General features: G+C 66.4%; 19 protein-coding genes. 14 read left to right on the top strand and 5 right to left on the bottom strand.

Annotation, left to right across the window (positions count from 1 at the left end; all coding sequences use genetic code 11):
* Positions 1-28: 28 nt before the first annotated feature.
* The gene (locus P24_RS13120) at positions 29-1,195 is read right to left on the bottom strand and encodes a glycosyltransferase (RefSeq protein WP_008945217.1); all 1,167 of its coding nucleotides are present in this window, start codon (positions 1,193-1,195) and stop codon (positions 29-31) included.
* A 418-nt stretch (positions 1,196-1,613) separates the two neighbouring features.
* On the opposite strand from P24_RS13120, the gene P24_RS13125 reads away from it, so the two are divergent.
* Entirely contained in the window at positions 1,614-4,703 is a 3,090-nt protein-coding gene (locus P24_RS13125) for a DUF4347 domain-containing protein (protein ID WP_008945218.1), read from the top strand.
* A 51-nt stretch (positions 4,704-4,754) separates the two neighbouring features.
* On the opposite strand, the gene P24_RS19310 is transcribed toward P24_RS13125, so the two are convergent.
* Together P24_RS19310 and P24_RS13135 are read right to left on the bottom strand one after the other, a co-directional pair.
* Positions 4,755-7,145 (bottom strand): tetratricopeptide repeat protein, encoded by a 2,391-nt coding sequence (locus P24_RS19310; RefSeq protein WP_008945219.1) that lies wholly within the window; start codon positions 7,143-7,145, stop codon positions 4,755-4,757.
* Positions 7,146-7,256: 111 nt separating this feature from the next.
* On the bottom strand, positions 7,257-8,117 hold the full coding sequence (locus P24_RS13135) for a MipA/OmpV family protein (RefSeq protein WP_008945220.1): 861 nt from the start codon (positions 8,115-8,117) through the stop codon (positions 7,257-7,259).
* Between the two features lie 184 nt (positions 8,118-8,301).
* Between P24_RS13135 and P24_RS13140 the strand changes: the two genes are divergently transcribed.
* From P24_RS13140 to P24_RS20095, 8 genes are all read left to right on the top strand, one after another.
* A complete protein-coding gene (locus P24_RS13140; RefSeq protein ID WP_008945221.1) occupies positions 8,302-9,054 on the top strand; it encodes a response regulator in 753 nt (250 codons plus the stop codon).
* Positions 9,051-10,472: an ATP-binding protein gene (locus P24_RS19315; protein WP_008945222.1), complete on the top strand. Its 1,422-nt coding sequence runs from the start codon at positions 9,051-9,053 to the stop codon at positions 10,470-10,472. The genes P24_RS13140 and P24_RS19315 overlap by 4 nt, the downstream gene beginning before the upstream one ends.
* Positions 10,473-10,566: 94 nt before the next feature.
* Entirely contained in the window at positions 10,567-10,770 is a 204-nt protein-coding gene (locus P24_RS13150; RefSeq protein WP_008945223.1) for a hypothetical protein, read from the top strand.
* Positions 10,771-10,854: 84 nt separating this feature from the next.
* Positions 10,855-11,244: a hypothetical protein gene (locus P24_RS13155; RefSeq protein WP_008945224.1), complete on the top strand. Its 390-nt coding sequence runs from the start codon at positions 10,855-10,857 to the stop codon at positions 11,242-11,244.
* Between the two features lie 69 nt (positions 11,245-11,313).
* Positions 11,314-12,102: an N-acyl homoserine lactonase family protein gene (locus P24_RS13160; RefSeq protein WP_008945225.1), complete on the top strand. Its 789-nt coding sequence runs from the start codon at positions 11,314-11,316 to the stop codon at positions 12,100-12,102.
* Positions 12,103-12,195: 93 nt separating this feature from the next.
* Positions 12,196-14,493 (top strand): xanthine dehydrogenase family protein molybdopterin-binding subunit, encoded by a 2,298-nt coding sequence (locus tag P24_RS13165; protein WP_008945226.1) that lies wholly within the window; start codon positions 12,196-12,198, stop codon positions 14,491-14,493.
* 129 nt (positions 14,494-14,622) lie between these two features.
* Entirely contained in the window at positions 14,623-15,030 is a 408-nt protein-coding gene (locus tag P24_RS13170) for a hypothetical protein (RefSeq protein ID WP_008945227.1), read from the top strand.
* A 73-nt stretch (positions 15,031-15,103) separates the two neighbouring features.
* The gene (locus P24_RS20095) at positions 15,104-15,277 is read left to right on the top strand and encodes a hypothetical protein (protein WP_156816302.1); all 174 of its coding nucleotides are present in this window, start codon (positions 15,104-15,106) and stop codon (positions 15,275-15,277) included.
* A gap of 6 nt (positions 15,278-15,283) precedes the next feature.
* Here the strand turns inward: P24_RS20095 and P24_RS13175 are convergent, their stop codons facing one another.
* Positions 15,284-16,018, bottom strand: a complete 735-nt coding sequence (locus P24_RS13175) for an SDR family NAD(P)-dependent oxidoreductase (RefSeq protein WP_008945228.1) — start codon at positions 16,016-16,018, stop codon at positions 15,284-15,286.
* Between the two features lie 111 nt (positions 16,019-16,129).
* Here P24_RS13175 and P24_RS13180 point away from each other — a divergent pair, with 111 nt between their 5' ends.
* Both P24_RS13180 and P24_RS13185 read left to right on the top strand, forming a co-directional pair.
* Positions 16,130-18,304: an alpha-ketoacid dehydrogenase subunit alpha/beta gene (locus tag P24_RS13180; RefSeq protein WP_008945229.1), complete on the top strand. Its 2,175-nt coding sequence runs from the start codon at positions 16,130-16,132 to the stop codon at positions 18,302-18,304.
* Positions 18,305-18,375: 71 nt separating this feature from the next.
* Positions 18,376-20,037: a glycosyltransferase family 4 protein gene (locus P24_RS13185; RefSeq protein ID WP_040707694.1), complete on the top strand. Its 1,662-nt coding sequence runs from the start codon at positions 18,376-18,378 to the stop codon at positions 20,035-20,037.
* Here P24_RS13185 and P24_RS13190 read toward each other — a convergent pair.
* Positions 20,034-20,480 (bottom strand): MarR family winged helix-turn-helix transcriptional regulator, encoded by a 447-nt coding sequence (locus tag P24_RS13190; RefSeq protein WP_008945231.1) that lies wholly within the window; start codon positions 20,478-20,480, stop codon positions 20,034-20,036. The genes P24_RS13185 and P24_RS13190 overlap by 4 nt on opposite strands.
* Positions 20,481-20,570: 90 nt before the next feature.
* On the opposite strand from P24_RS13190, the gene P24_RS13195 reads away from it, so the two are divergent.
* From P24_RS13195 to P24_RS13205, 3 genes are all read left to right on the top strand, one after another.
* Positions 20,571-21,656: a WD40/YVTN/BNR-like repeat-containing protein gene (locus P24_RS13195; RefSeq protein ID WP_008945232.1), complete on the top strand. Its 1,086-nt coding sequence runs from the start codon at positions 20,571-20,573 to the stop codon at positions 21,654-21,656.
* Positions 21,653-21,919 (top strand): MoaD/ThiS family protein, encoded by a 267-nt coding sequence (locus tag P24_RS13200; protein WP_008945233.1) that lies wholly within the window; start codon positions 21,653-21,655, stop codon positions 21,917-21,919. The genes P24_RS13195 and P24_RS13200 overlap by 4 nt, the downstream gene beginning before the upstream one ends.
* Before the next feature lie 51 nt (positions 21,920-21,970).
* Positions 21,971-23,626 (top strand): DEAD/DEAH box helicase (locus tag P24_RS13205; protein WP_040707718.1); only part of this gene is annotated, 1,656 nt, incomplete at its 3' end.

The raw sequence follows: 23,626 nt of genomic DNA on the forward strand, positions 1-23,626 counted from the left end.
GGATCCGGCTCGGAATTGGCCGACGCGGTTATATTCCGGCCAGCAGCGGCTGCAGGGCGGCCCAGGCAGTTTCCGGCCGGGCGCCGATGCGCGTCGCGGTTTCCTGCGCGCGACGGAAAGCCTGACGGTCGGACATCAGCCTTGGCAGGGTTTCGCGCAGACTTTCATCCCGGGCGTTCTCGCCAATCCGGAAGCAGCCGGGCAGAGTCTCCAGCGCGCGCTTCGCGTTGCAGCTCTGCTCGCGATGGCGGGGCAGCAGCAGCTGCATCCGCCCCAAAGTGGCGCCGTCAGTCAGCGAGCCGATGCCGCCATGGTGGATGAACAGGCTGGCCGGGGCCAGCGCCTCGCGGATTGGAGGCGGCGTCCCGTGCAGCCGGATGCCGGCCGCCTTCAGCTCCCCCGCCAGCGCGTCCGCCCGGCCCGGCGGAATGTCGCGCAGGAACAGCGCGCCGGGCATGCGGGTGTCGATCAGCGCCTTCACGATGCGTCGCGCCAGCGGATGGCTGAGGCGCAGATAGCCGAAGAAGCGCGGCGCATCCGGCCTTGGCAAGGGGGTGTCCGGGTGCTCCCACGGGCCGGCGGCGGGCTGCGGCCGCCAGTCGGCATAGATGTCCAGTTCCGGCGGTATGGAGACCACCCCGCCGATACCATTGATGATCTCCGGCAGGTTCTCCGGCAGGGGTTGCCCGCGTGCCGCCTGTACGGCACGGGCATTGGCCAGCAGGTCAGCCGGTGGCCAGACATCCGGCACTTTTCCCCCAAGCGGCGGAAAGCCGCCCTCCGGCAGGGCAGGTGGTACGACGAAGCCGTCGCCGATGGGGATCAGCGGAATTCGGCGGAAGGCGGCCAGCGACAGCAGCGGCGCATAGTCGGCGATGATCGCCGCAGGCTTGAGCCGCGCCAGGATGGACTCCCATGCGGCAAGGCTGGCGGCCAGCCGGTCGCGGTCGGCATAGCCGCAGATGCCCATGACATCGGCATAGCTGGCGGCGCGGAATGGCGGTGTGCCGGTGAAGCAGGATTCGTGCTGCGGCGCCGGGAACAGCTCTATCCCCTCGGCCTCATATGCACTCCGCAAGGTTTCCGGGTCGCGCGCGGCGACAGCCGGGCGCCAGCCTGTCTGGCGCAGCTGCCGGGCGATCAACAGCAGGCGCGTCGCATGGGCGAAACCCTCGCCAACTTCCCAGGTGAGCAAGATGGTACGGCCCCTGCCGGAAGTATCCTCGACGCGCTCAGGGGGATGGGTTGACGGCATACATGTTTACCAGGTGCAGGGCGGAACGAGGCGAGAATAAAGCAGCCTGTCCGGAAAGGAACGTCAAAGCGCGATTCTTGCCCTGTGCTGGCTCTGTGTCGGGCGGGACTGGCCGGCAGGGTAGAGATCATTGTGTAGACTAAAAGATGGAACAGCTAATATTCCATATTAATGGAATTTAAATCAATAATATATATGGTATTCAAGTAGGCTATATATGCATTTCTGTTCAGATTAATCGCTGTTTCTCTTTATATTATCAAATGATCACGTTTCGATTCTCGAAAAAATAAATGAAATTTTAATAATCGCCGGCTAGCTTCATCCAACTTTCAACCTGTCGTTTGGGGATAGAGTGGTGAGCAGCCTGATTTTTGTCGATTCGCGCGTACCGCAGATCGAAACCCTGTTGCGGCACCTGCCGCACGGTGCGCTGGTGTCGCGGATCGGTGCGCAGGAAGACGCGCTGTCCCATATTGCCGCCCGGCTGTCTGGCGCGGCAGACATTACTGATCTTCTGCTGGTCGCGCATGGCGCGCCGGGCACTCTGTATCTGGGTGCAACTCCACTGACGGCGGACCTGCTCGACGCGCGCGCGGATACGCTGGCTACCATCGGTGCCGCGCTGGCGCCGGACGGGCTGATCTCGCTCTATGGCTGCCGCGTCGCGGCGGATGTCGAGGGTGAAGCCCTGCTGGACCAGCTGGAGGAACTGACCGGCCGTACTGTCGCCGCCACGGACAGCCTCGTCGGCCATGCCGATCTCGGCGGCGACTGGACGCTGTTCCGCCGCGATCTCGGCCAGCCCGTCCCGATGCCCTTCGCCGCCGGACTGGCCGGTGAGTTCCGCGCCGTGCTGGCCGCGCCGACGGTGACGTCCGGCGAGGGAGGCAGTTTCGCGGAAAACAGCTTCGGTACGGTCTACACCGTAACCGCCACCGATCCGGAGAACGATACGCTTACCTTCGCCATTTCGGGCGGTGCGGATGCGGCGCTGTTCAACATCGACAGCAAGACCGGTGCGATCACCTTCAAGACGATGCCGGATTTCGAGAACCCGACCGACAATGGCGCTAACAACGTCTATGACATCGAGGTCACGGCCTCGGACGGCACCCTGACCAGCACGGCGCTGGCCGTTGCCATCACCATCACGGATGTGAACGACGAGGTGCTGACCACCGGGAATGACACGCCGGCCTTGACCAATGGCGACGATGTCATCGTCGCGGCCATCGGCAACTCGGTGAATGCGGGTGATGTCATCGATGGCGAGGGTGGCAACGACACGCTGGTCATCACGGCATCGCATGACGTTAGCTTCAATGCCACGACGCTGACCAATGTCGAGAAAATCACGATCGGGCACACTACTGGAAGCGTCAAAATCTACACTCATGACGCGACGGTAGCGTCGGGTCAGACCATGACCGTGGATGGGTCCGCCGCGACGGCGTCCATTATATGGGAAGGCGGTCTGGAGACGGACGGCACTTTCAATCTTACAGGCGGCTCTGCCAATGACACGCTGCGGGGGGGCACTGGCGCCGACATCATCTATGGCGGCTTGGGCAATGACACGCTGTATGGCGGCTCAAACATCACCGATGCCGGCAATGACACGCTGTATGGCGGTGTGGGGAATGATTTCCTCTACGCCTTCAATGGCAACGACATTCTTTTTGGCGAGGCCGGTAATGACGGGCTGAGCGCCGGCGACGGCAACGACACCATCTATGGCGGTGACGGCAACGACACCACCATCGGTGGCAATGGTGACGATCTGGAGTATGGCGGCGCCGGCAATGACTGGATGTGGGGTCAGAACGATAACGACACGCTCTATGGCGGTGACGGCAGTGACACGCTGTCGGGCGATGCCGGCAACGATCTGCTGTTTGGTGAGGATGGTAACGATGTCCTCTCGGGGTTCGGCGATAATGATACGCTCTGGGGTGGCGCTGGCGACGATACCCTGCGCGGTGGTGATGGAACCGACGAACAACATGGTGGTGCCGGCAACGATGTCTTCACAGGCACTGCCGCGGAATTTAACGGCGATACCATTGCCGATTTCGCCTTGGGCGACAGCATCATCGTTACCAGCACGGATCTGACCGCGCTGAACGGCAATGCGGCCAGCGGCACCATCGAGCTGGGCGGCGGCAACAGCCTGACCCTGACCGGTATTTCCTCGGCCAGCGGCACCTTCAAGGTTGTGCTTGATGGCAGCCAGTCGACGATTACGCTGGTCGCGCCGGTAGCTACCGAGACGCCTGTGAATCCCGTTATCGTCACACCCACGACGCCGACAATTCCCACAACACCGGGAACTGACGGTGCCAGCAACAAGGCGGAGACGATCACCAATACCGGCAACACGCCCGGCGTGGCGGCGCTCGTTCAGAATTCCAACAATAATGGCAATGTGGTGAATGCGACCGTGCCAGGGAATACGAGCGTTGTCTCGGAAGGCCCGGCGCAGGCGCAGACCAAGACCGATGCCCTGACCAGCCTGGTGACCTCGATCCAGACCCGTGGCTCCACATCGGAGACCCAGCTTGTCGGCGGGGCGCAGAGTTTCCTGACCAATCTGGCGCAGACCACGACGCTGGACGTGCGGACCATCGTTCCGACGACGACGGATTCCAAGCTGTCCACGGCCATTGTCATTACCGGCTCGACCGGGACCAGCCAGTCTGAAGCCTTCGTCATCGATATGCGCAGCCTGCCCACGGGCTCCTATCTGCGCCTCGACAATATCGAGTTCGCCTCGGTCATGGGGGCGACCACCGTCAATGGCGGCGCCGGCCAGAACTATGTCGTCGCGGACGAGGCCAGCCAGTACATCATGCTGGGTGAGGATGACGACTATATCGACGGCGGTGCCGGCGATGACACGGTCGGGTCCGCCGATGGCAATGACACGCTGCTGGGCGGCGCCGGCAATGACTCGGTGTTCGGCGGTCAGGGCGACGACAGTCTCGACGGTGGTGACGGCTATGACACGCTGGACCTGACCGGCGGCGGCGCGAACATCGCGCAGGGCGGCCTGAATGGCGACACCATCCTGGGTGGTGCCGGCGACGATCAGATGCGTGGCGGCAAGGGCCACGATTCCATCACCGGCGGCGCCGGCGATGACGTGATCTACAGCGGCCAGGGCAATGACACGCTGACCGGCGGCGACGGCGCGGACCTGTTCGTGCTGAAGGGGTTCGATCCGAACTACGGCAACGCCGTGCTGACGCCGACCATCACCGACTTCCAGCAGGGCACCGACCGCCTCGCAGTGGAGAATGCGACGCTGGCCGAGCTTCAGGCGGCGATTGCCAGCCAGACGGTAACGGAGACCGGCGTGGTGATCCAGGTGGCGGGGGCGACCCTCACCTTCCTCGGCATCAGCGCCCTCACCGCGGCCGATATCGACAGCGCCTTCTACGCCTGACCGGCAGGCGGCATGCCAGAGACAAAAAGCCTCCCTTCGGGGAGGCTTTTTTTATCGTGCTCGCGCGTCGCGCCAGTGGGCCAAAGCCTGGGCGACCCTTGCGGCTAGCGCGTCCCACCCCTCAGGCGTGCGGCGGCGGAACAGGGTCAGCGACGGATACCAGGGCGAATCGTCCCGACCGGTCATCCAGCGCCAGTCTGGCTGGTCGCTGAGCAAGATCCAGCCCGGTGTGCCGACCGATCCCGTCATATGCACGACGGAGGTGCAGGAGGAGATGACAAGGTCGCAATTCGCCGCGACAGCCATGCCGTCCAGCACGTCCGACCCCGCCTCCTCGACAAGGCCGCCGACATCCGCGATACGGTCGCCACCTTCCACTGTCTGCAATTCCCGCCGGCCCGGCCCGACCTGCAGCGAGACGAAGCGCACGCCCTCAACAGCCAGCAGAGACTGCAATGGCGCCAGACCGGGCGAGCGCTCCCTGTCGCCGGAAAAATAGGGATTGCCGCGCCAGCACAGGCCGATGATCGGCCGGTCACCGCTAACATTGTCGGGACCGCGCACCACCTGTCGCCATCTTGCTTCGCGTGCCGGATCGCGGAGACCGGGAGGCGGCGGCGGTAGGTCCTCCGGCTTTGCGATGCCCAGCCGGGTGGGCAGGGACATCAGACCGTCCCAACGCTGGACGGTAGGCAGCGGCCCGTCCCAGTCGAACACGTTTTCCGGCGGCAGCAGACGGCGGACCGCCGGCAGTGTTGCCGGCTTGCCGGCGAAGATCACCCGCCCGCCGGGCCCCAGCCGGATCAGCGGCAGGAAGCGCAGGAATTGCAGGCTGTCACCCAGCCCCTGTTCGTCCAGCACCAGCAGGGTCTCGCCCGTAACCGCATCGCCAGTCCAGCGCGGGGTGGCCGGGCCGACACGGCGCAGGCCCAGCGCTTCATGGCGATGCTCGAAATGCGGCCAGGCCTCCGCATAGCGCCCCATCAGCAGCAGGGTGAAGGCCAGATCCCAATGCGTGTCCGGCTTGCCGTCGAGACGCGCCGACCGCCGCAGCGCCTCGGCGGAGCGGGTCAGGTCGCCGGCGCGGCGCCAGAGATTGCCTAGGCTGCGCAGGATACGGGGCTCGCCTGGCATCAGGGCCAGCGCACCGCGGAAATCCGCCTCCGCCCCCTGCAGGTCACCGCCGATCCGGCGGACATTGCCGCGATCCATGCGGGCCGCCAGATGGTCGGGTCTTTGCGCCAGCACCTCGGCATAGACGCGCTCCGCCTCGCTGGAGCGGTCGGCCTTGTGCAGGCACTGCCCCCAGGCGTAGTCGGCAATGTACGGTTCCGGCGCCACCGGCTTGCCGGATGCCACTCTTTCCAGCACAGCGGCCAGAATTTCGGCCTGCCGGTCCATACTCCAGCTCTTGCTGATCAGCGCCAGCGCGGCCCTCGCCTTCGAGGCCGCTTCCGGGCGCCGGTCATAGGCGCGCTGCATGGCCTCCAGCATCTCATCGACGCTGCTCTCGCCCCAGCCGTAAAGGTCTGGGGCGCCGGTCAGCACGGCTTGCTGTTTCAGGGGGTAGAGATGCTTGCCGATCAGGTCGAGATTGCCGGTATTGGCGGACAGCACGACCGGCACGCCGCTCGCCATTGCCGCCAGCGCCAGCGGATTGGTCCCGGCGCTGCCACGATCAGGGAAAACCGCCAGGTCGCACTGGCGCAGCAGCTGCGGCAGGTCCGGCCCGGACAATTGATGCGCGTCGAGGATTGCGTCCGGCGGGATACCGTGCCCGGTCAGCCAGGGGCCGATGTCCAGCACATCCCCTTCCGGCTGGGGTGGCTGGCCGGGAAGTGAGGTTGGCCAGGGCGATTCAAAACGGTCTGGCAATGTCCAGCCCGGCACCAGCAGGACTTCCGGGTGGCGGTCACGGAAGTGGCGGAAGGCGGCCAGCGCGATGTCGGGTCCGGCGCGGTAGGCGAGCGGCCCGCCGCAAAAGATGAGGTATTTGCCGGGGGCGATGTTTCTGTTGGGTTCGGGCCGGAAGATGCCGGTGTCCACGCCGGCTGGATGGCGTCGTACCGCCGTCAGCCCGGCCTCCCGCAAAAGCCGGGCATTCCATTCGGAGGCGGTAAGCACCAGGGCCATGCCAGCCGCCCGTTGCCGCCCCTCATTGGACAGGCTGGCCTGAATGAGGCTGGCGACGCCGATATCCGGCGTACCCCGGAAAGCGGCCTCTGCTGGGTCCGTCAGGGAATGTAGCACCGGAAAGGGCGCCGGGCTGTCCGCCTCTGTGCAGGGGGCAGCGGGCCAGGGAATTGCGGGCAGGCCCTGCCGGCGGCAGTCATCAAGCCGCGCCGGCGGCACGGCGAGGATCAGCCCCCGGCGCGCCGCCTGCCGTGCGAGATCGATGAGATAGGCTTCGTCGAAGCCGCTGGCGATGCCGATCCGGTTCATGCCTGTCCTGCCGAAACTGTGTGTCAGCTTCTCCCCGGCAGCGCGGCATCTGTCAATGCTGCCGGGCGGTGGACAGGGTCCCGTTCGGCGCTTCGCCAGCGTTCGGTGTCGTTAGAATTTGTAGGTGATGTAGAGGCCGGTGCTGAATTGGTCCTCGGAGCCGCGATCCGCCACCAGCGGGCTGTCGGCGGCGTCGCCCAGCATGCGCTTGTAGCCAACCCGGCCGGTGATGGACCAGTTCTCGGTCAGCAGATAGTCGAGGTCGAAGGTGATGCCGGCATCCTGAAAGCCGCTTTCCGCCTGATATTGCCGCATGCCGCTGCGTGCTGACTGCACGCCGGTCACGCCATAATAGGCCTGCATGTAGTTATCGTCCGCCCAGGTGGTGGAAATCTCGCTGCGCAGCATCAGCTTCGGGCCCAGCTGCATCCGGTGGCCGGCGGAGAGTTCCGCGGTCATGCCGTCATGCGCGTCGCTGACATCGCGGAACAGCGTCAGGCCTGCCGACCACGGGCCGGTGCTGTAGCTGATGAAGCCGCCAAGCTCGACCGCGCCGTCGATATCGCCCATGCCGCGCAGATCGTCACTATCGTCCTGGTCGCGGCCGAACCGGTAACGGACCAGCGGCCCGACCTGCAGCTTGTCGCCCGGATTGGGGCCCTGCAGGGTCAGGGCATTGGCGCCCAGCGTCGTCCCGTGCAGAAAGACCATGTCGCGGTAGTTCACCATCAGGACGGGCAGGGCGGAGACCTTGTACTCGTCGCTGCCTTCGTACTCCGGCCGGACCAGCCCGCCACCACCCAGCCGGATGTCCCAGTCGCTGTTTGCCGCTTTGTCGGCCGGCTTCTGACCGGGCTTCTGCCCAGCTTGCTGGCCAAGGGCGGCAGAGGAGAATGTGATCACCGCCAGGGCGGACAGGGCCGCGGCGGTCGGCAGAAGGCGCGATTGACGGCCAGGGGTCATGCTGTTCATCAGGGGTAAGGCCTTTTTGCTGAAAGCCCCGGCAGGGGCGGATGTCGCCACCTTAAGCGCGTGGCCGGCCGGGCAGGTGTCTGGGACGTGACGGAATGTTTCAGAATGTTGCAGCGCGGGAGACGGTTCTGACCCCGGTGATATAGTGGCGCCAGTTCGATACACCAGAGGCCCCGGAAGCAGCGTGACCGTCAAACCCACGAACCATGTCCTGATCGTCGATGACGACCATCGCATCCGCGCCATGCTGGCACGGTTCCTGTCCGATCATGGGCTGAAGGTGAGCCAGGCCGGCGATGGCCGGGAGATGTTCGCCATCTGCGAGGCGGCCCGCATCGACGTCATCGTGCTGGACATCATGATGCCGGGCGAGGACGGGCTGTCGCTCTGCCGCCGCATGCGGGCACAGAGCAGCGTGCCGATCATCCTGCTGACCGCGATGAGTGGCGACACCGACCGGATCATCGGGCTGGAGATCGGCGCCGACGATTATGTGGTGAAGCCGTTCAACCCGCGCGAGCTGCTGGCCCGCATCCGTGCCGTTACCCGCCGGCTAGGGGCGGCCAGTATCAATGCCGAGCGCCCGACGGCAGCGGTGTACGAATTCGCCGGCTGGCAGCTGAATTCCAGCCGCCGCACCCTAACCTCGCCGGCCGGTGCGTTGACCGACCTGACCAGTGGCGAGTTCGACCTGCTGGCGGTGTTCCTGGAATATCCGCAGCGTGTGCTGAATCGCGACCAGCTTCTGGATCTGGCGCATGGCCGCATGAGCGAGGCCATCGACCGCAGCATCGATGTGCAGATCAGCCGGCTGCGCCGCAAGATCGAGGCTGACCCCCAGAACCCGGTCTTCATCAAGACCATCCGCAATGAAGGCTATTTTTTCGCCGTGCCGGTTGCCCTGCAGCAGGATATGGCAGCGAGGAGTCCAGCGTGAGAATTCCCTTCTGGTCGCGGCTCAGGCTCGCCCCGCGCATCGTGCTGGTCGTCCTTGGCGGGATGCTGGCGGTCAAGGCTGTCGATAAGGCGATGCCGCTGCTCATCCGCCCGCCCGAAATCATGTTCTTCGACCGCGACTGGCTGCTCGACAATCTGCGCGATATACGCGACCGCAGTGTCGCCGTGCCCGCCGCCGAACGGGCCGCCGTCCTGGAAGACCTGCCGGTCCGGCGCTGGCTCGATGTTGTGGCGCTGGAGACGCCGCCGGATTTTTCGCATACCTCACGGGGTGGGGCCTTTGCCGATCTGCATGTAACGATCGTCGATATGTTCGGCCTGGAACCGCAGGATGTGCGGATGATGGCGGACGAGCTGGATGATCCGGAATATTCGCCGCGTCCGCTGGTCGTGATCCTGCCGCCGCTGCCGACGGTGATGACGGATGTGCTCGATAACAGGCGCAGTAACATGCTCAGCAGCGATCTGCGCATTGCCGTCCGGATCGGCCCTTCGGAATGGCTGGTGGTGATGCCGCACAGCGACGGCCAGGAAAATCTGCGGATGATCCGAAACATGCTGTTGCCGGTTCTTGCCGTGGTGATGATCGGGCTGGCGTCGGTCTGGGTGGCACGCGGCATCGTGCGGCCGCTGGACGATCTGGCGGCGGCGGCGGAGAAGCTGGGCCGGGACCGTGAACTGAGTCTCGTCGGTGAGTTCAACGCGCCGGAGTTGCGGGCCATCGGCAGCTCCTTCAACGCGATGCAGCTCCGGCTGAAGCAGTTCGTCGATGACCGGCTGCAGATGATCGCGGCGATCAGCCACGATCTGCGCACCCCGCTCACCCGGCTGCGGTTGTTCGCCGAATATGTGCCGGACCAGGACCAGCGCCGCCAGGTCCTGTCGGACATCAATGACATGGAAGCGATGGTCAGCGCGACGCTGACCTATGCCAGCAACCGGCTGAAGGATGAGGCGTACAGCGCGGTCGATCTCGGCGCGCTGCTGATCAGCCTGTGCGATACGGCGGCCGATGCGGGATGCCGAATTATCTATGACGGTCCCGATCATGCCGGCCTGACCTGCCGGCCGGTGGCGATGCGCCGGGCCTTCGCCAACCTGATCGACAATGGCTGCAAGTTCGGCAGTGAGGTTCGGGTGACGCTGCGCGACGGGCCGGACGCCTTCGCCATTTCCGTTGCCGATGACGGGCCGGGCATTCCGGCGGAACAGCGCGAGGAGGCCTTCCGCCCCTTCATGCGGCTGGAGAGTTCGCGCAACCGCGAGACTGGCGGCACCGGGCTTGGCCTGACGATCACCCGCGACGTGATCCTGGCCCATGGCGGCACCATCCGGCTGGAGGAGTCACCGGCAGGGGGACTGCTGGTTGCGGTGACCCTGCCGAAGGCACGCGGATAGCATGCGCGTATATTGATCTATCGCAACGGCCGGGCGCTTCCCTTGCTCTATGGTTCGATAAAATACGCTGGCGGAACCGCATACGGAGACTGAAATGCTGGGCTGGGTCGTTCGCATCATGCTGTCCCTGTCAGCCATGCTGACGGGACTGTTCGTCGCCGAGGACGCCCACGATTTCCACATCGTGAATGCCTTCGTCGCCATCGCCCTGATCCTGCTGGGCTTCGTGCTGCTGGTCTATTGGCGGCGCATCCTGGATGTTGCCGCCGGCCTGTTCTCCCGGCAGGACCGGCCCTAGCATTCTCTCTCCCTCCCTGGGGAACATTGGGCCGCCCTTGCCAGTTGGTTAGGGAAACAATGGAACCCCAGTGGGAGAAGAATCATGTACAGACGCAGCCTGTTCGCCGCCCTGGTCGGGATTGGCCTGCTGCCCGGTATCGCCGCCGCCTCCGATTGCGCCGACCGCGCCAATCAGCTGATCGCCGAGACGAAATCCGGCAAGCAGCAGATGGTCGATGACAAGGCCAAGGTGGTGCTAAACACCAAGGACGGCGCCAAGGATGTCAGCGGCGCCACCGATTCCGCGAAGCCACGCGATACCTGGATTGGCGCCCCCGGCAATGAGACCCGCGCCATCGACAAGCTGGAAGCGGCCATCGATGCTGATCGCAAGGGTGATCATGACAGCTGCCGTCAGCTGGTGGCCGAGGTCGAAACCATGCTGGTGGAGCCGGGCAGCACCGACAAGGAACCGGCCAAGAAGACGCAGTAGCCATTTTCGGTCTCCACCCTGCCATATCCTGTCCTACACTGCTGAAAAAGCGTCAGGGAGGGACAGGGCGTGACGGAAGACTACAAGGTCTATGCGGTGAAATACGCGCATCATGCGCGCAAGGCCTCGGAGAATTTCATCGGCGGCGATCCGCATGACGGGCCGATGCCGCTGGATTATTTCGTCTGGGCCATCGTCGGCGAGAACCACAGCTTCATCGTTGATACCGGGTTCGACCAGGCGGAGGCGGCGAAGCGCGGCCGCACCATTACGAGGCCGGTGGGCGAGGGGCTGAAGGCCATCGGCATCGCGCCGGAGGCCGTATCGGACGTGATCGTCACCCACATGCATTACGACCATGCCGGCAATCACGACCTGTTCCCGAACGCCACGTATCATCTTCAGGACAAGGAGATGGCCTATTGCACCGGTCGCTGCATGTGCCACCCGGCCTTGAGCCAGCCTTTCGCGGTGGATGACGTGACGGCGATGGTGCGCCGCGTGTTCGATGGGCGCGTGCACTTCCATGACGGCGCGTCGGAACTGGCGCCGGGCGTGTCCGTCCATGCGCTGGGCGGCCATACGGCGGGGCTGCAGGTGGTGCGGGTGCGCACAAGGCGCGGCTGGCTGGTACTGGCCTCCGACGCCTCGCACTTCTACGCCAACATGGATCAGGGCCGGCCTTTCCCCATCGTCTATAACGTCGCCGACATGCTGGAAGGCCACCGCACGGTGAAGGCGCTGGCCGGGCCGGATGGCGATGTCATCCCCGGCCACGACCCGATGGTGCTGGACCGCTATCCGGCGGCGGCGTCCGGGTTGGAAGGCTGGGTGGTGCGGCTGGACGGCGAAAAATAGCCGGCGCGGTTTGCGGGTGCTTCAAACGCGCCGCTTTGCGCACTACAGTCGCTGTTCCATCCGTTCCAGCCAGCCCCAGCCAGAATTGAGATCATGCTGCGCCTCGAAGATGAAGCCCTGTTGACCGGCAAGGGCCGGTATGTCGCCGACCGCCGGCCCGAGGGCATGCTGACCATGGCGGTCCTGCGATCGCCACTGGCCCATGGCACGATCCGCGCGCTGGATGTAGAGGCCGCCCGTGCCATGCCGGGCGTGCGGCTGGTGCTGACGGCGGACGATCTGAAGGCGGCTGGCATCGGCCCGCTGAAGGTGGCGGGCGAGGTGCCGAACCGCGATGGCAGCCCGATGGCGGTGCGCCACCGCCCGGTGCTGGCCGAGGGCACGGTGCGCTATGCCGGGGAGCCGGTCGCCGCCGTCATCGCCGACAGCGAGGATCAGGCGCTGGACGCGCTGGAAGCCATCGTGCTGGATCTCGACGAGCTGCCGGTCATCGTCGATCTGGAACAGGCGGCGGAACCCGGCGCGCCGAAGGTTTGGCCGGACCTGCCGGACAATCGCAGCCTCGACTGGGAGATCGGCAACCGCGAGGAGACGGAGCGGCTGTTCGCGGAGGCCGCCCATGTGGTGGAGCTGACAGTGCGGCATCCGCGCATCGTTATCGCCCCGGTCGAGACGCGCGGCGCGCTGGGCGAGTACGATGCGGCCAGCGGGCGCTACACGCTGACGACGCCCAGCCAGGGTGTGGTCGCGATCCGCGCCAGCATGGCCGACTGTCTGGGTGTCGGCACCGACAAGCTGCGCGTCATCACGGAGGATGTCGGCGGCAGCTTCGCGGTGAAGATCTGGCCCTATCCGGAACAAGTGCTGGCGCTTGTCGCGGCGAAGGCGACGGGCCGGCCGGTGCAGTGGATATCCAGCCGCACCGAGGGCATGGTGTCGGATGCTATGGGCCGCGGCCGGGTGGACCGGGCGGCACTGGCGCTGGACAAGGACTATAAGTTTCTCGCCTTCAGGATCGACGCGCTGGGCGATATGGGCGCCTATATCAACCATGTGGCGGCCACCATCGTCACCAAGGGCGCGGTGCGCGTGTTCGGCCATTGCTACCGGATTCCGGGTCTCTATTACCGGGTGCAGGGGCTGTTCACCAACACTGTGCCGACCGACGCCTATCGCGGGGCCTCCAAGCCGGAGACGGTCTCCACCACCGAACGGCTGATCGATTACGCCGCCGAGAAACTGGGCATCGACCGGATCGAGCTGCGCCGCCGCAATCTGGTGACGCCGGCTGACCTGCCCTACAAGACCGCGATGGGCGAGACCTATGATGGCGGCGATTTCCCAGCCGTCCTGGACCGCATCCTGAAGGCCGCAGATATCGACGGCTTTCCTGCTCGGCGCGCGGAGAGCGAGGCGCGCGGTCTGCGGCGCGGGCTGGGCCTGACCCTGCATCTGCATGCCACCGGCGGCTCCGTGGCGGAGCGCAGCGAGGTCATCGCCCATGCCGACGGCACGGTGACGGTCCGCAGCGGCACGCAGGATTCCGGGCAGGGGCACCGCACGGCGCTGGCCATGATCGCCGCCGAGACGCTGGAAATTCCGGTCGAGCGTATCCGCGTCGAGCAGGGCGACAGCGACTTCCTCACCAAGGGGGGCGGCACCGGCGGCTCCAACCTGATGCCGATTGCCGCCAACACGGTGCACCGCACGGCGGAGCAGCTGATCCGCCAGGCCCGTGCGGTCGCCGGGCAGATGCTGGAAGCGGCGGTGCAGGATATCGAATACGGGCTGGGCGAGTTCCGCATCGCCGGCACCGACCGTAAGCTGAGCCTTGGCGATGTGGCTGCCGGCTGGGAGAGCCTGCCGGATGCCGCGCGCGATACCGAGATGGGTACCGGCTGCGCCGTGCAGCTGGATTTCGAGGGGCTGCACACCACCTTCCCGAACGGCGCCTATGCGGTGGAGGTCGAGATCGACCCCGACACCGGCAAGGTCGATGTGCGGCGCTGGACCGGCATCGACGATCTGGGCCGGGTCATCAACGAGGCGACGGCGCAGGGCCAGCTGCATGGCGGCATCGGCCAGTCGGTCGGCGAGGCGCTGCTGGAAGCCGCGCATTATGACCCGGAGACCGGCCAGCTGCTGTCCGGCAGTTTCATGGATTACACCATGCCGCGTGCCGACGATGTGCCGGCGCTCGATCTCGGCTGGGCGCCGACCGCCAGCCCGAACAGCCTGATCGGCGCCAAGGGCGTGGGCGAGGTCTCCTCCATCGGCGGGCCAGGACCGGTGATGAACGCCGTGCTGGATGCGCTGAAGCCTTATGGCGTGGCGCATATCGATATCCCGATGACGGCGGAAAGGGTGTGGCGTTCAATTCATAAGAAATAACTCATGATTGGCAAATTAGGGTATCCTGGAACCGTTAGGCAGGCGCGCCCGTTATAGGGGGGAGAGCGAACAGGGCCGCTATCTTGCCGGCCTTGCATACCCCCGAACTGCCAATCAGGGAGTTGAGCCATGAAACCCTATATCCTGTGCGCCGCCGTGTTTGCGCTGGGCGCCTGCGCCACACAGCCCGCGCCGCTTGGCCCGTCTATTCCGGACGAACCCGCCGGTCCCGCCATGTCTGCCACTGAGGTGCGGGCGCTGGTTGTCGGCAATACCGGCACCGGCACGATGAGCGGCTCCAACGCCACCTACGCCATGTATGTGATGCCTGGCGGCAAGGCCGAGCTGCGCCGCCCGACCGGCGTCGAGGCCGGCAACTGGCAGATCACCCCGGACGGCAAGTTCTGCGTGAAGTGGGAGCTGTTCCGTGGCGGCGAGGATTACTGTCAGCGGGTCTACAAGAACGGCCCGGTCTATCAGTTCCACAATCTGAACTCTGTCGAGCTTCTGACCTTCGAGGCGGGCCGTCAGCTCTGATCTGACGCGATAGAGCCTCCCCGTAACCGGATCTGGCGGCGCGCCCGCGCTGCCTCAAGCGAAAGGTAGAGCTATGTTGGTACGCACCCTCATCGTGATTCTTGCCGTGGGCATGCTCAGCGCCTGCGGCGGCCGGTTCGCCGGCTTCGACAATTGCTCGGCTGACGGCTCCGTCGTCTGGTACGAGTATCCCAATGCGGACGGCACCTATGAAGGGCTGAATAACGGCCCCTGCGACCGCCCGTAACAGGTTTCAGGCGATATACAGCCCGCCATTCGCATGCAGCGTCGCCCCGGTGACGTAGCTGGCGAGCGGGCTGGCCAGAAAGGCGATGCAGTTCGCCACCTCCTCCGGCGTTCCAAGCCGCCGGAGCGGGGTGGCGTTCAGCAATTCAGGCCCGCGCGCCTGCATCAGCGGTCGCACCATCGGCGTGTCGATCAGGCCCGGCGAAATGGCATTGACCCGCACCGGCGCCAGCTCCTTCGCGAGCGACCGGGCCAGCGACAGCACCCCGCCCTTGGCAGCGGCGTAATGCGCATGGGTCGGGCTGCCATAATGCGCGGCCATGGAGGCGACCAGCACCATTGAGGCGTCGGGCCGCAGCGCCGGCAGCGCCGCCTGGCACAAATGAAACACCCCATCCAGATTGACCGCCAGCGTGCGCGACCAGCTGGCCGCACTCATGTCCGCGAACGGATCGGTCGGGTAGAGGCCGGCATTCGGCACCACCACATCCACACCGCCGAACTTCTCCTGCGCCTGCTTCACAAGCTTCCGCGAACTTTCCGGGTCGGTCACGTCATGCGTGGCGAGCAACAGCCGGTCCGCCGGCAGGTCCAGGGTAGCGCAGGCCTCCTCCAGCCGCCGCTCATCCAGATCGCCCAGCGCCAGGCTGGCTCCGGCGTGCGCGAAAACCCTTGCGGTGGCAAGGCCAATGCCGCCGGCGGCCCCGCTCATCAGCAGCACCCTGCCCTCGAATGAAATCATGGCCTGCCCCCTTGTTCCCCTTCAGCCCGGACCGTAAGGTCACGCTAATCAAGCATTTAAGCAACCGGCTGCCGGCGCCGTAAAGCCCGGCGGCTGACCGGGAGGGGTTCCGTGCCCGACTATGAAGAGCTTTCGCCGCTGGCCCCCTGGCGGTCGCTGCGCACCACGAAACGCGACTGGGACAAGGCCGATCCGGTGCTGCTGGACTCCCTGCTGACACAGCTGCACCTGATCCGCGCCTTCGAGGAGGAGGTGCTGGTGCTGGCCGGCGAGGGGCTGGTGCATGGGCCGGCGCATTCCTCCATCGGACAGGAGGGCGGGGCGGTCGGCTCCATCCTGCCGCTGCGCGCGACCGATCAGGTCAGCGGCTCGCATCGGGGCCATCACCAGTTCCTCGCCAAGGCGCTGTCCTATGTCCGCCCGCAGGGCCATGACCCGCGCGGGCCGGTCGAGGGCGAGACAAAGGATGTGCTGACGAAGACGCTGGCGGAAATCCTGGGTCTGGCACAGGGCTATTGCCGGGGCCGCGGCGGTTCCATGCATCTGCGCTGGGATGCGGCGGGCGCACTGGGCACCAACGCTATCGTCGGCGGCGGCGTGCCGCCGGGGGCGGGGGCGGCGCTGGCGCACAGGCTGGCCGGGACCGGCGATGTGATGGTGGTCTATTTCGGCGATGGCGCGGTGAATATCGGCGCGGTGCTGGAGACCATGAACATCGCCGCCGCCTGGTCGCTGCCGATCTGCTTCTTCATCGAGAATAATCTCTACGCCGTTGCCACCACTGTCGCGGAATCGACGCGTGAGGCGCGGCTGTCCGGCCGGGCGCTGGGCTTCGGCATCCCGGCCTGGCGGGTCGATGGCATGGACCCGCTGGCCGTACATCTGGCGATGGGCGAGGCGCTGGATCATATGCGCGCCGGCAAGGGGCCGACCGTGATCGAGGCGGAGGTCTATCGCTACTTCCACCAGAACGGGCCGCTGCCGGGCAGCGCCTTCGGCTATCGCACCAAGGAGGAGGAGGCTGACTGGCGTGCCCGCGATCCGCTGGACCGGGTGGCGCGGGAGATGATCTCCCGCAAGTTGGTGACCCAGAGCGAGGTGGACGGATTGCGCGCCCGCGCCGTGGCGGCGATGCAGGAGGCGAGCGCCGCCCTCACCCAGGCGGATGGCAATAGGCGGATGATCGTGCCGTCGCTGTGGCCCGATCCCGGATTCCGCGATGTCGGCATCAGGGGTGACCTGTCGGAGCTGTCCGGCCGGCGCGTGGAGGAGGAGCACAGCTACAAGGGCAGGCTGATCGAGCGGAAATTCGTCGATGCGGTGGCCGATGTGATGCACCGGCGGATGGACGAGGATTCCTCGATCCTGCTGATGGGCGAGGATATCCACCGGCTGAAGGGCGGCACCAACGGGGCGACGCGCGGGCTGGCCGATGCCTTTCCGGGCCGGGTGCTGGGCACGCCGATTGCCGAGCAGGCATTCCTCGGCCTTGCCGGCGGGCTGGCCGCCGACGGGCGCTACAAGCCGGTGGTGGAGTTCATGTACCCGGATTTCATGTGGGTCGCCGCCGACCAGGTGTTCAACCAGATCGGCAAGGCACGCCACATGTTCGGCGGCGGGACGGAGGTGCCGTTGGTGCTGCGCACCAAGGTGGCGATGGGTACCGGCTATGGCTCGCAGCATTCGATGGACCCGGCCGGCATCTTCGCGACATCGCCGGGCTGGCGCATCGTCGCCCCGTCCACGCCGTTCGACTATGTCGGGCTGATGAATGCGGCACTGGCCTGCCGCGACCCGGTGCTGGTGATCGAGCATGTCGATCTCTACCAGTCGATGGGCCGCATTCCAGAGGGCGATCTGGATTACATCATCCCGCTGGGCAAGGCGCTGGTGCGCCGCGCGGGACGCCGGGCGACGGTGCTGACCTATCTCTCCATGGTGCCGAAATGCCAGGCCGTGATCGAGCGGCTGGAGCTGGATGTGGAGCTGATCGACCTGCGCAGCCTGGATCGCGCCAGTCTTGACTGGAAGACGGTCGGTGCGAGCATCGAGAAGACCAACAATGTTCTGATCGTCGAGCAGGGTGCGAGAGGCACCTCCTATGGTGGCTGGCTGGCCGATGAAGTCCAGCGCCGCTATTTCGGCTGGCTGGCCCAGCCGGTGGAGCGGCTGGCAGGCGGGGAGGCTTCGCCCAGCGTCTCCAAGGTGCTGGAACGCGCCGCCATCGTCGGCGAGGCGGAGATCGAGGCCGCCCTACAGCGTCTGCTGGCCGCACAGGGCGGATAAGCCCCCATCTTCTTGCAGGGGGGCAGTCTTGCAGGGATACTCGCCGCCTTGACGCTGACGGGGAGAGCGAGGTGGGGTCGACGGAAGCTGGGCACAACGCGGCCATTCTCTATCGCCCGGACTCCACAGCCGGCAAGCCTTTGGGGCGGCAGGTGGCGGATGAGGGATTCGTGCGTGCCTATGCCCGGCATGCGGTGGCGGATGCGCTCTATTGCTGCGCGGCCACGCCGCAGGATGCGGAACGCTTCGCAGTCATCGCGGAAGGCGCGGGCGGGCCAAGGCGCCCGGTGCGCTGGGCACCGATGGACAGCGCACCGGCCATCGCGGAGGCGGGCTGCCTGTTCCTCGCCGGTCCGAACCTCCGTCCTGCCGCCTTTCTGCGTCGTGGCTATAATCAGCGGGGCTACAGCCTGTGCGGTCTGACGCACACCATCGCCTCCGCCGGGGCGATGGATGCCATTGGCGACCTGCTGTTGGCCCCGGTGCAGCCCTGGGACGCGCTGATCTGCACTTCGCGGGCTGGCCGTGACGCGGTGGAGCGGCAGCTGCAGGAGGTCGCCGCCTATCTGGGGCAGCGGCTGGGCGCACCGCCGCCCGCACTGCCCGAACTTCGGACGATACCGCTGGGCGTCGATACCGGCGCCTATACCCGGCGTGAGGAGGATCGGGCCGCCTGGCGCGCGCGGTTCGGGATCGGGCCGGAGGATATCGCCGCCCTGTATGTCGGCCGGCTGAGCGCGCATGCCAAGGCCAACCCGGACCCGCTCTATATGGCACTAGAGCGTGCGGCGCAGCGGACCAGCCGCAAGCTGCACCTGATCCAGGCCGGATGGTTTCACAATGCCGGGCTGGAGCGTGCTTTCCGAACCACCGCCGCTCAGTTCGCGCCATCGGTGGCGGTGCATGTCGTCAGCCCGCTGGAGGAGGAGGCGCACCGGCAGATCTGGTCGGCGGCGGATTTCTTCGTCTCGCCCAGCGACAATATTCAGGAGACTTTCGGCCTGACGCCGGTGGAGGCAATAGCGGCCGGCCTGCCGGTCCTGGTCAGCGACTGGGACGGCTACCGCGACACGGTGCGCGACGGCATCGACGGGTTCCGCATCCCCACCCTGACGCCGGCGGCGGGCGGGGGCGGCGACCTTGCCGTGCGCCACGCGCTTGGCATCGACCGCTACGACCTCTATGTCGGCAAGGCGAGCCTGTTCACCGGCTTCGATGTCGATGCCTGCGCGGAGGCCTGTGTGAAGCTGGCCGAGGATGCCGGCCTGCGCCAGCGGATGGGCGACAGTGGGCGCGCACGGGCCCGCGAGTTCTATGACTGGCAGGTGATCGTTAAGGCCTATCAGGCGCTGTGGGCGGAACTGGCGGAACGCCGGAGCAATGCAGCGGAGCTGGTGCCGCTCACCGGGGACGTGGCCGATCCCTGGCGGATCGATCCTTTCCAGCAATTCGCGGCCTATCCCAGTCGGGCGCTGCGCGCGGATTGCCGGGTGCGTCTGACGTCCGAGGGGCTGTGGGATCTGGAGGCCGCCTATGCCTCCCCGCATATCAAATACGCGGCCCAGTCGCTGCCGACGGTCGAGGAAGCCCGGAGCCTGTGCCGGCGGCTGACCGAGGTGCCGGAATGGCGGGCGGATGATCTGGTGCGGCATCTGCCGCCTGACCGACAGCCCATCGCCTTCCGGGGGCTGGTGTGGCTGGCGAAATACGGGATCGTGACGATCCTCGATTAGGACAGCGCGATCAGATCGTCGCGCAGCCGCTGCGGATCGGCGTCGCCCAGCAGCTTCTCGATCTCGGCATGGGATTTCTCCCACACCGGCACGGCCTGCGCCAGCAGGGTGCGGCCGGCATCGGTCAGCACCAGCCGGCGGCTGCGTTTGTCCTTTGGGTCAATCAGGATGTCCACGAGGCCGCGCCGCGTCAGCGGTTTCAGCGCGGCGGTCAGGGTAGTGCGGTCCATCGCCAGCAGGGTCGCCACATCGCCCATGCGCGCCGGCTCCGGCCGGTTCAGCGACATCATCAGGGAGAACTGGCCGTTGTTCAGCCCAACCGGCCGCAGCACCTCGTCGAAGCGGCGCGCCAGCGCCCGGGCCGCGCGCTGGGTGTGCATGCACAGGCAGGTGTCGCGCACCAGCAAGGTCGTCTCGAACGGAACGGTTTCACGTTTTGACATGATCAATTAATGTTGATATCAACTTTTAAGTCAAGCCCCAGACCAAGACACATGCAGGCGGGGTGACAAAAATCAAGCGCGGAGGATGGGATGACGCAAAGACTGCTGGTTCTGCTGGGCACCAAGAAGGGCGCCTTCATTCTGGAAAGCGACCCGGCCCGGAAGGATTTCGCACTGCGCGGCCCGTTCTGCCAGACATGGCCGGTCAACCACGTCATCGGCGATCCGCAGACCGGCACGATCTACGCCGGCGGCGGCGATGCCTGGTTCGGGCCGGCGGTCTGGAAATCCACCGATGGCGGCGAGAACTGGAGCCATTCCAGCGCCGGCCTCGCCTATCCCGAGGGGCAGGAGCCGATAAAGTCGGTCTGGAGCCTGGCCCGCGCCGCCGATGGCAGCCTCTATGCCGGGGTGGAGCCGGCAGGATTGTTCCGCAGCAGCGATGGCGGCGAGAGCTGGGTGCCGGTGGCGGGGCTGAACGCGCATCCGACACGGGACCGCTGGGTGCCGGGCGGCGGCGGGCTGATCCTACATTCGCTGGTACCGCATCCGACCGACCCGAAGAAGCTGTGGGCTGGCATCTCCACCGCCGGTGTGTTCTACACCGAGGATGGCGGCGAGAGCTGGGAGCCGCGCAACCAGGGCACACGCTGCGACTATAATCCGGAGGATCAGCGCTATCCGGAAGTCGGGCAGTGCGTCCATTCCATCGTCATGGCACCGGGCATGCCGGACCGGCTCTATCAGCAGAATCATTGCGGGATGTATCGCAGTGACGATGGCGGCCGGCAGTGGCACAGTATCGAGGCGGGGCTGCCCTCCAGCTTCGGCTTTCCGGCCGCCGCCCACCCGCACGACCCGGACACGCTGTTCCTGGTGCCGCTGAATGGCGACATCGCCGGCCGCTACATGCCCGGCGCGAAGGCGGCCGTCTGGCGCACCAGCGATCGCGGGGCGAGCTGGCAGGACAAGCGCAATGGCCTGCCGCAGGAACACGCCTTCTTCGGCGTGCTGCGTCAGGCGATGGCGACCGACCGGCTGGAGAAGGCCGGGGTCTATTTCGGCACCAGCGGCGGCGCACTCTATGCCAGCAATGACGAGGGCGAGAACTGGACCTGCCTTGCGCAGCACCTGCCGACGATCTTCTCGGTCGAGACGCTGCTCAGGGCAGCATGAGCGTCACTGTCACCCTGCCGGCGGCGCTGCTGCCGCTGTTCCCCGGCGCGCCGGGTCTGCTGCAGCTGGACGCCGGCACGGTAGCGGAATTGATGGACGCGCTGGAGGCACGCTGGCCCGGCATGCGCGACCGGCTGTGCGACAGCCGGCCCGCCATCCGCCGGCACATCAATGTGTTCGTCGAAGGCAAGCGTGCGACACTCGATACGAATCTTGCGCCGGGTGCCGAGGTCTTCATCATCACGGCGGTCAGCGGCGGGTAAGCGCGCGGAAGGGGCTTTGACCGTGCCCCGCTTCGGCTTACATCTGCCGCGATGCCCGACAAAGCGACCCTCGACTTGCTGCCCGAAAGCTTCCGTGCCTGGTTCGCCCGGCGCGGCTGGCAGGCGCATGCGCATCAGCTGGCCATGCTGCGCGCGGCAAAGGCCGGGCGCTCGGCGCTGCTGATCGCGCCGACCGGCGGCGGCAAGACGCTGGCCGGCTTCCTGCCCAGCCTGGTCGAGCTGGCGGATGGTGGCTATGACGGGCTGCACACGCTGTATGTCTCGCCCTTGAAGGCGCTGGCGGTCGATATCCACCGCAATCTGGAAGTGCCGGTGGCGGAGATGGTGTTGCCGATTCGCATCGAGACGCGCACCGGCGACACGCCGCAATCCAAGCGCCTGCGCCAGCGCAGCAAGCCGCCGCAGATGCTGCTGACCACGCCGGAATCGCTGGCCCTGCTGCTGTCCTATTCCGATGCGCCGGAAATCTTCGCCGGGCTGAAATGCGTGGTGCTGGACGAGCTGCACGCGATGGCCGGCACGAAGCGCGGCGATTTGCTGGCGCTTGGCCTCGCCCGGCTGTCGCGCCTCGCCCCCGGCTGCCGGCGCGTCGGCCTGTCGGCCACAGTGGCGCATCGCGATCCGCTGCTGGCCTATCTGTCGGCGGAAGGCCGTGCCGATGCCGGCGATGCCGATCTGGTCAGCGGCGGTGAAGCGGCAAAGCCGGAAGTCAAGATCCTGCTGCCGCGCGGGCGCATGCCCTGGTCCGGGCACATGGCCGTCTTTGCCCTGCCGGAGGTCTATGAGGCGGTGAAGGCGGCGAAGACTGCCATCGTCTTCGTGAACACCCGCGCCCAGGCGGAGATCGTGTTCCAGGAACTGTGGCGGCTGAATGATGACAATCTGCCCATCGGGCTGCACCATGGCAGCCTCGCCGTCGAACAGCGTCGCAAGGTGGAGGCGGCGATGGCGCGCGGCGCCTTGCGTGCCGTGGTGGCGACATCCTCGCTCGATCTCGGCATCGACTGGGCGGCGGTCGATCTGGTGGTGCAGGTCGGCGCGCCGAAGGGGGTGAGCCGCCTGCTGCAGCGCATCGGCCGGGCCAACCACCGGCTGGATACGCCCAGCCGCGCCCTGCTGGTGCCGGCCAACCGCTTCGAGGTGCTGGAATGCAAGGCGGCGCTGGACGGCATACGGGCGATGGAGCTGGATGGCGACCCGCCACGCCCCGGCGGGCTGGACGTTCTGGCCCAGCATATTGTCGGCACCGCCTGCGCCGGGCCGTTCCAGGCCGATGCGCTGTATGCGGAGGTGCGCCGCGCAGCACCCTATGCGGGCCTCGACCGCCAGACTTTCGACGATGTGCTGGAATTCTGCGCCACTGGCGGCTATGCGCTGCGGTCCTATGACCGCTACCGCCGGCTGATCGGCGACAGTAAGGGCGGCTGGCGGCTGTCGCACCCGTCGCACCTGCGCCGCTACCGGATGAATGTCGGCACTATTGTCGAGGCGGTGACGCTGAAGGTGCGGCTGAACCGCGGGCCGGTGCTGGGCGAGGTCGAGGAATATTTCGTCATGGGGCTGGAGCCGGGCGACACCTTCCTGTTCGCCGGCCGGCTGCTGCGCTTCGACGGCCTGCGCGAGACCATCGTGCAGGCCAGCCCGGCCACCGGCGACGCGCCGAAGATTCCCGCCTATGCCGGCGGG

Origin of the sequence: Oceanibaculum indicum P24 (genome assembly GCF_000299935.1) — a bacterium.
Lineage (GTDB): Bacteria > Pseudomonadota > Alphaproteobacteria > Oceanibaculales > Oceanibaculaceae > Oceanibaculum > Oceanibaculum indicum.